This window comes from Neobacillus vireti, assembly GCF_036962465.1.
Taxonomy (GTDB): domain Bacteria; phylum Bacillota; class Bacilli; order Bacillales; family Cytobacillaceae; genus Neobacillus; species Neobacillus vireti_B.
This window is the reverse complement of sequence record NZ_JBALNF010000034.1, coordinates 1-12,274: the sequence shown is the minus strand read 5'-3', so window position 1 is coordinate 12,274 and position 12,274 is coordinate 1. Positions and strand designations below refer to the sequence as shown.

The 12,274-nt window shown below is 41.1% G+C and carries 14 protein-coding genes; 11 read left to right on the top strand and 3 right to left on the bottom strand.

The features are described from left to right. Positions 1–23 precede the first annotated feature (23 nt). Complete coding sequence (locus V7077_RS15720; RefSeq protein WP_335503581.1) at positions 24–806, bottom strand: undecaprenyl-diphosphate phosphatase; 783 nt, start codon at positions 804–806, stop codon at positions 24–26. A gap of 192 nt (positions 807–998) precedes the next feature. Between V7077_RS15720 and V7077_RS15715 the strand changes: the two genes are divergently transcribed. From V7077_RS15715 to V7077_RS15705, 3 genes are all read left to right on the top strand, one after another. Next, positions 999–1,766 carry a DUF4931 domain-containing protein gene (locus V7077_RS15715; protein ID WP_335503578.1) on the top strand — a complete coding sequence of 256 codons (768 nt, stop codon included), beginning with the start codon at positions 999–1,001 and terminating at the stop codon, positions 1,764–1,766. A 90-nt stretch (positions 1,767–1,856) separates the two neighbouring features. Next, the gene (locus tag V7077_RS15710; protein ID WP_335503575.1) at positions 1,857–3,026 is read left to right on the top strand and encodes an FtsW/RodA/SpoVE family cell cycle protein; all 1,170 of its coding nucleotides are present in this window, start codon (positions 1,857–1,859) and stop codon (positions 3,024–3,026) included. A 536-nt stretch (positions 3,027–3,562) separates the two neighbouring features. Then, on the top strand, positions 3,563–3,811 hold the full coding sequence (locus tag V7077_RS15705; RefSeq protein WP_335503570.1) for a DUF2573 family protein: 249 nt from the start codon (positions 3,563–3,565) through the stop codon (positions 3,809–3,811). Positions 3,812–3,846: 35 nt separating this feature from the next. On the opposite strand, the gene V7077_RS15700 is transcribed toward V7077_RS15705, so the two are convergent. Continuing rightward, on the bottom strand, positions 3,847–4,212 hold the full coding sequence (locus V7077_RS15700; RefSeq protein ID WP_335503567.1) for a DUF378 domain-containing protein: 366 nt from the start codon (positions 4,210–4,212) through the stop codon (positions 3,847–3,849). Positions 4,213–4,314: 102 nt separating this feature from the next. Continuing rightward, positions 4,315–4,446, bottom strand: coding sequence for a YuzL family protein (locus tag V7077_RS15695; RefSeq protein WP_215045145.1), 132 nt, complete (start codon positions 4,444–4,446; stop codon positions 4,315–4,317). A 207-nt stretch (positions 4,447–4,653) separates the two neighbouring features. Between V7077_RS15695 and V7077_RS15690 the strand changes: the two genes are divergently transcribed. The 8 genes from V7077_RS15690 to V7077_RS15655 all read left to right on the top strand — a co-directional run bounded on the left by V7077_RS15690 (position 4,654) and on the right by V7077_RS15655 (position 12,150). Further along, positions 4,654–7,038 carry a 3-hydroxyacyl-CoA dehydrogenase/enoyl-CoA hydratase family protein gene (locus V7077_RS15690; RefSeq protein ID WP_335503564.1) on the top strand — a complete coding sequence of 795 codons (2,385 nt, stop codon included), beginning with the start codon at positions 4,654–4,656 and terminating at the stop codon, positions 7,036–7,038. A 31-nt stretch (positions 7,039–7,069) separates the two neighbouring features. Further along, complete coding sequence (locus tag V7077_RS15685; protein ID WP_235741030.1) at positions 7,070–8,245, top strand: acetyl-CoA C-acetyltransferase; 1,176 nt, start codon at positions 7,070–7,072, stop codon at positions 8,243–8,245. A 22-nt stretch (positions 8,246–8,267) separates the two neighbouring features. After that, positions 8,268–10,049: an acyl-CoA dehydrogenase family protein gene (locus tag V7077_RS15680; protein ID WP_335503560.1), complete on the top strand. Its 1,782-nt coding sequence runs from the start codon at positions 8,268–8,270 to the stop codon at positions 10,047–10,049. Positions 10,050–10,217: 168 nt separating this feature from the next. Then, positions 10,218–10,574, top strand: coding sequence for an arsenate reductase family protein (locus V7077_RS15675; RefSeq protein ID WP_335503557.1), 357 nt, complete (start codon positions 10,218–10,220; stop codon positions 10,572–10,574). Positions 10,575–10,616: 42 nt separating this feature from the next. Next, the gene (gene gcvH / locus V7077_RS15670; protein WP_335503554.1) at positions 10,617–11,000 is read left to right on the top strand and encodes a glycine cleavage system protein GcvH; all 384 of its coding nucleotides are present in this window, start codon (positions 10,617–10,619) and stop codon (positions 10,998–11,000) included. Positions 11,001–11,108: 108 nt separating this feature from the next. After that, the gene (locus tag V7077_RS15665; protein ID WP_215045151.1) at positions 11,109–11,348 is read left to right on the top strand and encodes a YusG family protein; all 240 of its coding nucleotides are present in this window, start codon (positions 11,109–11,111) and stop codon (positions 11,346–11,348) included. A gap of 131 nt (positions 11,349–11,479) precedes the next feature. Further along, positions 11,480–11,836, top strand: coding sequence for a toprim domain-containing protein (locus tag V7077_RS15660; RefSeq protein WP_235741025.1), 357 nt, complete (start codon positions 11,480–11,482; stop codon positions 11,834–11,836). 5 nt (positions 11,837–11,841) lie between these two features. Then, positions 11,842–12,150: a thioredoxin family protein gene (locus V7077_RS15655; RefSeq protein ID WP_335503547.1), complete on the top strand. Its 309-nt coding sequence runs from the start codon at positions 11,842–11,844 to the stop codon at positions 12,148–12,150. Positions 12,151–12,274 lie beyond the last annotated feature (124 nt).

The following is a 12,274-nucleotide window of genomic DNA, read 5'->3' as shown; positions in this document are numbered from 1 at the left end:
TTCAAGATTAACACAGCCTGCTTTTAAAATTTACCTGTAAATTGAAAGAATAAAACAAGAATCCCTAATGCCCAAACATAAATCGCAAAGGGCTTTAACGAATGCTTTTTTAAATAGCTAATCATCCATCTAACGGCAACGTAGCCGAAGAGGGCAGAAGCTATGATCCCCACAAGTAATGCTGATAAGGTGATGGTTTCGCCTTGGCCTTCGAGTAAATCCTTAGTCTGCAGGACAATTGCGCCGGCAATCGCTGGCGTTGATAAAAGAAAAGAAAAGTAAGCGGCAGTTTCCCGGTCTAATTTGCGCCAAAGTGCGGCAACAATGGTCATCCCCGAGCGTGATATGGCTGGCATAATCGCAACCGCCTGAAAGGTACCAATGATGAAGGCATCCTTATAGCCGATATCATCCATTTTTTTATATCCATTTTTAGCTGAATCGGCAAGCCACAGAAATAATCCCGTCATTAGAAATTCCCAGCCAATCGTCACACCTGTTTTCGAGATTTCATCAATATAATCCTTAAAAGCAAGCCCAAATACAACGGCAGGAATCGTTCCCACAATTAACAAAAAGGTTAATTTGCTAAACGGATTCCTAAGTATTTTGATAAACTCAGCTTTATAAAAAACAAATACAGCCAATAAGGTCCCGACATGCAGCATGGTATCAAGCAATAGGCCCGCTTCTTGAAGGCCGAATAAATTTCTTCCTAAGTAAAGATGTCCTGTACTGCTGATGGGCAAAAATTCAGTTAAACCTTGAATAATTCCGAGGATTAATGCTTCCAGTTTTGTTAACATACGCTCCCTCTCATTCTAAAGTGATCTAAGCCTGTACACTAATGAATATGCAGGAAAGAATGATTTCATGAAATCCTCTTCCATTTTAGGAAGTGTTAAATAAAAGATTGATATATGAAATCAAAATAAGTGCAAACCGAACGTCTTCTCCCATAAAATAGGATTATACTTGCCTGAGAGGAGAAACGTATTTTGGAAAATTCTCATCTTCATTTTAATACGTCTATTGGGGTCAAAAAGCCAGAAAATATTCGAAACAAAGAACAGGCATGTCCATTTTGTGAAAGAGATCAGTTGACCGACCTCATTGCTGTCGACGGCCCGATCATTCTCTTGAAAAATAAATATCCTGTCCTGGAAAATACTTATCAAACCGTATTAATAGAAACAGACGATTGCCATGGCGAACTCTCCACCTATTCCAAAGAGCATCTCCATCGTTTGATTCGGTTTGGCCTTCATGCTTGGTTAGAAATGGAAAAATCGGGCCATTACCGATCGGTTATTTTTTTCAAAAATCATGGTCCACTTTCAGGAGGGACTATCGCCCACCCGCATATGCAGATTGTCGGTTTGCATGACATTGATTATCGGGAAAAATCGTCACATGAGATGTTTGAAGGTCTCCTCATTGCCGAGAACCATGGTGTCCGGTTTACCTTGTCGACAAAGCCGCGCGTGGGCTTTTATGAATTTAATGTTGAAATGGAGGATTCCGGATACAGGGAGGAATTCGCGGAATATATTCAAAAGGCGGTCCACTACATTTTGAATCATTTTCCTTTTAAAGCAACAAGCTATAATATCTTTTTTCATCATTTGGATGATAAAATTTATGCAAAAGTAGTCTCCCGGTTTGTGACTACCCCTTTATATATTGGGTATGGTATTCCACAAGTCCCAAGTAATTTAGAGTGGATGGCGGAAGAGGTTCGAAAGATCTATTTTCAAATCATGTAAATAAAACCAGCAGCCGGTTATAAGTTGAGATTTGTCGTTTTTCAAAATATAATGGAGGAATGGACAAGTTTTTTGTAAGGTGGTACCAATATGACTTCAAAAAGCAATACAACTTCAAAACTTGATTACAGCCTTGTTTTTATATTAATCTTGCTTTTTCTAGCGAGCTGTTTAGCGATATACAGTGCCCAGGCAAGCGGACAGTATAAGGAGAATTTTCTAATCAAGCAAATCGTCTGGTATGTTGTTGGGGGCGGTATTATTGCCATGGTGATGACCCTTGACTCAGACCAATTGAAAAAATTAACCTGGTACGCATACGGGTTTGGTATTTTTTTGCTAGCTTTTTTAATTGTCGCACCAGCAAGTATTGCTCCGGTCATTAATGGAGCAAAAAACTGGTTTGTACTTCCAGGGGTAGGCTCGATTCAGCCTTCTGAGTTTGTTAAAATTTTTATTATCCTTGGCCTTTCCCGTGTTGTTGATCAACATCATTTGAAAAATCCAGTAAAAACACTGCAAACTGATTTTTGGCTGTTAATAAAAATGGGCATTGTCACGATGGTTCCATTGGGTATGATCATTAAACAAGATTTAGGGACCTCGCTAGTTTTCTTGGCTATTTTAATTGGCATGATTTTTATTTCGGGGATTTCATGGAAAATTTTGGTGCCGATATTTGCGTTCGGTATTATCTTAATTGGTACGATATTTTATTTTGTTCTTTGGAGCCCGGATGTATTGGAAAAGTATCTGGGAGTTGGTGAATATCAGCTTCGCCGGATTTACTCTTGGCTTGATCCGTATAGTTATGAGGGGACGGATGCTTATCAGCTGACGAAGTCCTTGCTAGCCATCGGCTCCGGTCAAACAGGCGGTAAAGGTTTTGGAAACCGTGAAGTTTATTTACCTGAAAGCCAAACGGACTTTATTTTTAGTGTCGTTGGTGAGGAATATGGCTTTATCGGATCTAGTGTGTTAATCAGCTTATTTTTCCTACTTATTTACCATATTACGAAGGTTGGTATGGAAACAAAGAACAATTTTTATACGTATATTTGTGTTGGTGTCATCAGTATGATTACCTTCCACGTGTTCCAGAACATCGGCATGACAATTGGTGTACTGCCGATTACGGGTATCCCGCTGCCTTTTATCAGCTACGGGGGAAGTGCCTTGATGGGGAATATGATGGGATTGGGATTGATTTTCTCAATTCGTTATCATTATAAAAAGTATATGTTTTCTACTTCAGCATAAAAAGAGCGGCATTGGTTCGCTCTTTTTTTTGCTATGTTTAGCAGTCCGGATCGGGTTCGCGGAATTATTTCAAAAGTTCGCGGAAAAAACATACAAAGGTACGGAAATAATCCCGAAGTTCACGGAANNTCAAATCAAAGTACCGTTCACGGAATTATTTCGAAAGTTCGCGGAAAAAACATACAAAGGTACGGAAATAATCCCGAAGTTCACGGAAAAAATCCAACTTTTAACGGAAATAACGTTTAAGTCCGCGGAATTAACGGATCACATCTCAAATCAAAGTACCGTTCGCGGAATTATTTCAAAAGTTCGCGGAAAAAACATAAAAAGATACGGAAAAAATCCCGAAGTTCACGGAAAAAATCCAACTATTTACGGAAATAACGTCCAAGTCCGCGGAATTAATCGAAACTAAGCCAACCCCCTGTCTACCAACAAATATGGTAAAATGTAATAAACAGTTACAAACAGGAAAAAGCGGTACAAAACCTGCTCTTTACGTAACGCAAATAGCATGGATGGAAGGTGTCAAGATGGAGAAGGAATTTACTGCTCAGTTTGAAGCATTACTCGAAAAATATAGTGAGCTACTCGTTGGCGAAAGCAAGGAAGGAACAAAAGAAAAAATTAAGACATGGGCTTTATACTCACATATTGCCAAGTCCATGCCAGCCCTAGCGAAGCACTGGAATGAACTGTACCCCGAGGCCAAAGAAGAAATAAAACAAATCAGTCTCGAAATAAAACAGCTAAATGAGCAGCATCGAAAAGCAAAGAAATAATAAAAACGGCCATGCGGGTGACATGGCCGTTTTGCTTACATTTGGTCATCAGATTGATTGCTATCTGTAGGCTTGTAAGTCTGGCTTGATTGAGTGTCAGATTGTTTAGCTTGGTTATTAATATCAGTCATATCATTCTCTTCGCCAAACTCTGTTGCATAATTAGGCTGGCCGTAGTTTTGACGGGTTGTATCTGTTTTGGACTCGCCCAATGGAGCAAATAATAGCGGAAGACAAGCAAGCCCGCTAAGTCCAACAAGACTATAAATAATTCTAGATAAAGCTGAATCTTGCCCGCCAAAAAGGGCTGCTACTAAATCAAATTGAAATAACCCAATTAGTCCCCAGTTAATGGCGCCGATAATCACTAAAACTAAGGCAATTCGTGATAAGGTCTTCATGTTCATTCACCTCCTGAATAGATAATAAAAAGATCGTTCTTAGCATTTGTAATAAACCCAATTATCATACAGCCATAATAAAGTAAAAAACACTAAACCAGCCTAGCGCTTGTATTGGCTATTCTGGCTGTTTCTTTTATCAATGCTGGCTTCTTCATTTCCTGGTCCGGCATTGCCCTTCACACTTGCCGCGCTTACCCCAGCTTTGGAAGGATTCTTTTTCATTTTTGCCATCATTATCACCTCATAAATAGGATGCCCAGCCATTTAAAAATATGTAGTCGAAAATTGGGTTTAAAAAAAATTTAAAATTCCGCGTTTAATGATTGCACAAATTTTCGAAATATTTTATATTAATTAGTAGCAAGACTCATTCAGATGGTATTTTTTTTGGAATAAAAATGAATGAGTATTCATTCAAAGTTGAAGGGGGAGACAATATTGAACCAATTGATTAAAAAAGCTGCTGTCCTTGGATCAGGAGTAATGGGGTCTGGAATCGCAGCTCACTTAGCAAATATCGGAATCCCAACACTATTATTGGATATTGTGCCAAAGGAATTAACAAAAGAAGAGGAAGCCAAGGGGCTTACTATTGCAGATAAACCTGTTCGGAATCGGATTAGTGCACAAAATATCCAAAAATTATTAAAACAAAAGCCTGCACCACTCACCTCTAAAAAGAATCTCGCCCTCATTGAAGCAGGTAACCTCGAAGACGATTTAGTGAAACTGAAGGACGTTGACTGGATCATTGAAGTAGTCGTTGAAAACCTTAACGTAAAGAAGCAGGTTTTTGAAAAAGTCGATCAATACCGCAAACCTGGCAGCATTGTCAGCTCAAATACCTCTGGAATCTCAGTCGAAGCAATGGTGGAAGGACGCTCCGAAGATTTTAAAAAGCACTTCTTAGGAACACACTTCTTTAATCCACCGCGTTATTTAAAATTACTTGAAGTCATCCCAACTCAATATACGTCGCCAGAAGTACTTTCATTCATGAAAACGTTTGGTGAGGATGTATTAGGGAAAGGCGTCGTAATTGCTAAGGATACCCCCAACTTTATTGCCAATCGGATTGGTACATATGGGCTCCTTGTCACCGTTAGGGAAATGATAAAGGCTGGACTAAGTGTCGGCGAAGTTGATTCCATCACTGGCCCATTAATCGGCCGGGCAAAAAGTGCCACCTTCCGGACACTTGATGTCGTCGGACTAGATACCTTTTATCATGTGGCCGGTAATGTTTATGAACAAGTAGAAGGCAAAGAGAAAGAAGTCTTTGAAATTCCTGCCTTTCTTAAGACCATGGTCGAAAAAGGCTGGCTCGGCAGCAAGTCAGGTCAAGGGTTCTTTTTGAAAAAGGGGAAAGAAATACTGGAGTTAGATCCTGCTACATTAGAATATGGGCCGCGTAAAAAATTAACAACCCCAGCCGTCGAATTGGCTAAGCAGGAAAAAGGCACAGCCAATAAATTGAAAGCGCTTGTATATGCAAATGACAAGGCTGGTCAATTTTTATGGAAAACATTCACGGAATCGTTCGTTTACGCTGCACAGCTGCTAGGGGTGATTGCGGATGATATCGTGGCGATTGACCGGGCGATGAAATGGGGCTTTGGCTGGGACATGGGGCCATTTGAAGCCTGGGATAGCATTGGTGTGGAAAAGTCAGTACAAAAGCTGAAAAGCAGCGGCGTTGAAGTACCTGCCTGGATTACTGACATGCTTGAAAAAGGTCATACCTCCTTCTACTTAGAAGAAAATGGCGAGCAGTTCTACTATCATAATGGTCAATATCGCCTTGTCGAAACGAATCCAAAAGCGATTGACTTGAAAAAAATAAAGAAACAAAAGGGTGTTATTAAAAAGAACAGCGGCGCGAGTTTAATCGATATCGGTGACGGGGTTGCACTACTCGAATTCCACTCACCTAACAATGCGATTGGTCTCGATATTGTTCAAATGATTAATTTTGCAGTCGATGAAGTCGAGAAAAATTATAAAGGATTGGTCATCGGCAACCAAGGTAAAAACTTCTGCGTTGGGGCAAACCTCGCGATGATGTTAATGGAAGTGCAGGATGACAATATTTATGAGTTAGATATGATCGTCCGCCACCTTCATAGTGCCTTGTTAAAGGTGAAATACAGCTCGAAGCCGGTCGTAGCCGCTCCATTTGGCATGACACTTGGCGGCGGTGCAGAGGTTTGTCTGCCGGCAGCCCATATTCAAGCATCCTCGGAAACGTACATGGGTCTTGTTGAGGTAGGAGTTGGTCTTCTTCCAGGGGGAGGCGGCAACAAGGAACTTTATATGAAGCACTTAGAGAACCTGCCAAACGGAGTACCATTTGATTTGCAAAATGTCGCCAATAAAGTGTTCGAAACGATTGCCACCGCAAAAGTTTCTACATCCGCAGCAGAAGCACGAGAAAATAATTTCTTAAGTTCATCTGATGGCATTAGTTTTAACGGTGATCATCTCATTTATGATGCCAAACAGGCTGTGCTTGCCTTACATGAGCAAGGATTTAAACCGAGAGTTCGCCGGAAAGTTCCGGTCGTGGGCGAAACAGGCTATGCCACCTTACTTCTAGGGGCAGAAGCGATGCGTTTATCCGGTTATATTTCGGAGCATGATTTAAAAATTGCTAAGAAGATTGCCTATGTCATTGCGGGCGGCCGCGTCCCATTTGGAACAGAAGTTGATGAGCAATATCTCTTAGATTTAGAAAGAGAGGCTTTCTTAAGTCTGATTGCCGAGCCAAAATCACAGCAGCGCATGCAGCACATGCTCGTAAAAGGGAAACCGTTAAGAAACTAATACTAGATTAAGAGAAAGTGAGGGAGATTCCATGAGAGAAGCAGTGATTGTTGCCGGGGCAAGGACCCCGGTTGGTAAGGCAAAGAAAGGAACGCTTGCTACTGTTCGTCCTGATGACTTAGGAGCATTGGTAGTAAAAGAAACTTTAAAGCGTGCCGGAAATTATGAAGGTAATATTGATGATTTAATCATTGGCTGTGCGATGCCCGAAGCGGAACAAGGAAACAATATGGCCCGCAATATCGGGGCATTGGCAGGTCTTCCCTATACAGTTCCTGCGATTACCGTTAATCGTTTCTGTTCATCCGGATTGCAGGCGATTGCCTATGCCGCACAAGGAATAATGCTAGGGCATACGGATACAGCGATTGCCGGCGGTGCGGAATCAATGAGCATGATTCCAATGATGGGGCATGTCGTCAGACCTAATATAAAACTTGCGGAAACGGCACCGCAATATTACATGGGAATGGGTCATACAGCGGAGCAGGTTGCCCAAAAGTATGGTATTTCCCGTGAAGACCAAGATGCATTTGCGGTCAGAAGCCATCAGCGGGCCGCAAAAGCTATAGCAGAAGGAAAATTCGTTGATGAAATTGTCCCTGTAGACGTAACGATTCGTACGGTTGGAAATGATAATAAACTTGTTGAAAAAACAGTTCAATTCTCCATGGACGAAGGGGTTCGCCCGGATACCAATTTAGAGACACTTGCCAAGCTTCGTCCGGCTTTTTCTGTAACTGGTTCTGTAACAGCGGGTAATGCCTCGCAAACAAGTGACGGAGCTGCCGCACTTATGGTCATGGACCGGGAGAAAGCGGAAGCACTTGGTCTAAAGCCGTTAGCTAAATTCAGATCGTTTGCCGTGGGCGGCGTCCCGCCAGAAATTATGGGGGTCGGACCTGTTGTCGCGATACCAAAGGCAGTTAAGCTAGCTGGTTTGGAGTTGTCAGATATTAATTTGTTTGAATTAAATGAAGCGTTTGCCTCCCAATCCTTGCAAGTCATCCGGGAGCTTGGTCTAAATGAAGAGATTGTCAATGTAAACGGAGGTGCCATTGCCCTTGGACATCCGCTAGGCTGTACAGGAGCAAAATTAACTCTCTCCCTAATTCACGAGTTAAAACGACGCAATGAACAATTTGGTGTTGTGACGATGTGTATTGGCGGCGGAATGGGTGCAGCCGGAGTGTTTGAATTATTGTAATAAAAGAATAGGAGGAATTTTAATGACTGAAACAAAAAAAGTTGTCAAAGGCGGAAGCTTTTTAATTGAGGATCTTTCCTTTCAAGATATATTTACACCAGAAGATTTTAATGAAGAGCATTTAATGATTGCGCAGACTGCTGCGGACTTTGTAGAAAAAGAAGTGGTTCCACAGATTGAGCATTTAGAAAACCATGAATTTGACCGTACTGTAAAACTGTTAAAGAAAATGGGTGAGCTTGGTCTATTAGCTGTTGACGTTCCCGAAGAGTTTGAGGGTTTGGGCTTAGATAAGATTACTTCATCTTTAATTACTGAAAAAATGGCGGGTGCAGGCGGATTCTCCCTTTCATATGGAGCACATGTCGGCATTGGTTCCCTGCCAATTGTGTTATTCGGGAATGATGAGCAGAAGACAAAACATTTACCTGCCCTTGCATCGGGCGAAAAGATTGCCGCCTATGCCTTAACAGAGCCAGGCTCAGGATCGGATGCCTTGGGTGCGAGAACGACAGCAAAACTAAATGCAGCTGGAACACATTATATCTTGAATGGTGAAAAGCAGTGGATCACGAATGCCGGTTTTGCGGATGTATTTGTCGTATATGCAAAAATTGATGGCGAGCACTTTACTGCATTCATTGTAGAAAGAGACTTTCCGGGGGTATCAACTGGTGCCGAAGAAAAGAAAATGGGCATCAAGAGCTCATCTACTCGTACCTTGATTTTAGAGGATGTAGCGGTTCCTGTTGAAAATCTATTAGGTGAGTTCGGAAAAGGTCATGTCATTGCCTTTAACATCTTAAACATCGGCCGTTACAAATTGGCAGTCGGCGGTGTGGGCGGTTCTAAGAAAGCCTTTGATATGACGGTTAAATATGCTAATGGCCGTAAACAGTTTAAAACAGCGATTTCACAATTTAACTTAACAAAAGAGAAGTTTGGCACGATGGCATCCAAAATCTATGCCGCTGAAAGTTCAGTCTATCGTACGATTGGTTTATACGAAGAAAATCAAGGAAAACTGACTACAGATGAAGCAAAGGATCTTAAAAAAGTAGCAAATGCGATCGCTGAATATGCAATTGAATGCTCAGTAAACAAATTCTTTGCAAGTGAAGTTTTATCCTATGTAGTTGATGAAGGGGTACAAATTCATGGCGGCTATGGCTTCATGCAGGAATATCCTATTGAAAGAGCTTATCGTGATGCGCGCATTAACCGGATATTTGAAGGAACCAATGAAATTAACCGGCTTCTAGTTCCGGGAACACTTGTGAAAAAGGCATTAAAAGGTGAACTCCCACTTTTCCAAAAAGCTCTAGCACTGCAAGAAGAATTAATGATGTTAATGCCAGAAGAGCCGGGTGATGAGCCGTTAGCACAAGAAAAATACCTCGTGAGAAATGCCAAAAAGATTGCCTTATTGGCATCTGGTTTAGCAGCTCAAAAATTTGGTAAGGCATTAGAAAGTGAGCAAGAGATCTTAGCTAATATTGCAGATATCGTTTCGAATGTCTACGCTATGGAATCCGTTGTACTCCGTACAGAAAAAGCAATTGCCAATGGCGGACTAGATAAGAATCAACAAAAACTTCTCTATACCCAAATTTTCTGCCAAGAGGCCTTTAATGAAATTGAAGCAACTGCTAAGGAATCGCTTGTAGCGATTGAACAAGGCGATACGCTTCGAATGATGTTAACCTCGCTTCGCAAATTCACACGCCACCAGCCAATCAACGTGATTGCCAAAAAACGGGCAGCTGCTGACGTAGTGATTGAAGCAGAACGTTATACAGTTTAACGATTCAGGAGCCCCTTCATTTTGAAGGGGCTTTATTATATTTTATTAGCGAGAAGGAAAATATACAAAAGGTGTCGAATTTTACCTATTAGGCGTGCGGTCCATTAGGATTTTGCAAGGTCATATGATAAACTTTTTATGAATGAAAAGGATAGGGTGGTGAAACGATTGGCTTTAACCTTTTACTGGTATCCCAAATGCGGCACATGTCGAAACGCGAAGAAATGGCTCGATGCCCATCATCTTTCCTATGAAGAAGTACATATTGTTGAGCAGCCCCCATCACGCGAGCAACTGCAGGAATACTATCAAAAAAGCGGCTTGGAATTAAAGAAATTTTTTAATACAAGCGGTTTAAAGTATCGTGAATTAGGAATTAAAGATAAAATGAAGACGGCAACAGAGGGTGAACTGCTTGATTTACTGTCATCGGATGGGATGTTAATCAAAAGGCCAATTCTGACGGATGGCGAGCGTGTTACCGTTGGTTTTAAGGAAGAAGAGTTTGAAAAAACTTGGCTTTGAGTAGTTAATGCATGTTACTAAAAAACTGGAGGGATTTTTCAAATGAGTTTACCAAAAGAATTACGTTATTCTGAAGAACATGAATGGGTAAAGGTTGAAGGAGAGAAGGTCCGCGTTGGGATTACTGACTTTGCACAGCATGAACTAGGCGATATCGTTTTCGTTGAACTTCCAGAGGTTGGTGCCGATGTATCAGCTGACGAACCATTTGGCAGTGTAGAATCTGTTAAAACGGTTTCTGAGCTTTATGCACCTGTTAGTGGTAAAGTGGTTGAGGTTAACGAGGATTTGGGTGACAACCCTGAGTTTGTCAATGAATCCCCATATGAAAAGGCATGGATGATTGTGATTGAGCCTTCAGATGTAAGTGAAGTAGACAAGTTAATGTCGGCTGAGCAATATGAAGAAATGATAAAAGAAGACTAATTTTTTTAAGCACCCTATTTATGGGTGCTTTTTCTCTTAAATTTCCACTCCTTTTCTTGTACGGCCGGGACAGACTAAACTTAAACCATATCGAAGAGGGTGGAAGGAATGACATTAAAGCAGCAAAAGATTGATGTAACTGACCGAGTGGTTGGAAAATTAAAGAATGGCGAACTGGAACTGTTTCTTGAAAATACAGCAATAGGGAAAATAAAGCTTTCTGATCAGATGCAAGTCGAATTGGATCATCACTTTGAGGCAGAACAGCAAAAAATTTATCAGCATGTCACCGTAACTGAACAGCCGAATGCTAAGTATACCGACTGTGATGATGGTGGATGGTGTTAACATAACTTCAAGCAAATACCTATTTCTTCGCGGACAATCATGTTATAGTTAACTTACTAACAAGATGGTACACGAAATCAGTATTTTAGAATATGTTAACATAAACAACTTTATATTACAGGTGATGGGATATGAATGATTCGTATGTTGACAAAGTTCTTATTGTCGAAGGAAAATCCGATAAAAACAAGGTTAAGAATATTGTGAAGGAACCTGTGGAGATTATTTGCACAAATGGAACAATCAGTCATTCTAAACTAGAGGAATTGATTGAGTTTCTAGAGGATAAGGATGTCTATATCCTCGTTGATGCAGATGATTCAGGCGAGAAGCTTCGCAAACGATTTAAGCGTGAATTTCCCCATGCGGAGCATTTGTATATTGACCGGATGTATCGGGAGGTAGCAACGGCACCTGAACACCACCTGGCAATGGTCCTATTAGGGGCTAATATTGATGTACATGCTGAGTTTTTAGAAATGAGTTAATGTGTATGAATGAATGGAATCGAACTGAATTGGCTGATTTCCTCGACCGTGAGGAAATCGGTCTGTTATATTTTTATACCCCTCTATGCGGCACTTGTCAGGTAGCGTCTCGAATGCTTCAAATTGTCGGGGAGCTTGTGGATGTGCAGATTGGAAAAATGAACTTGAATTTTTATCCGGATTTAGCGAAGAATTTTGCAATTGAGAGTGTACCCTGCCTGTTGATTATTCGTAATGGCGAGGTCCAGGAAGCGATTTATGCGTTTCATTCTGTCCCTTATTTACTTGAAAAAATTAAATCTTATCTTGGGTGAGCAGATGCGGGTGTTGCATCTGCTTTTTGTGTGAACGTGGTCCAAAGAAGCATGAACTTAATGAATAAGAGCGTTTCATAACCGCTGAAGCAGGAGCGAGTGCGTGTCTACGACAGATAAGAGG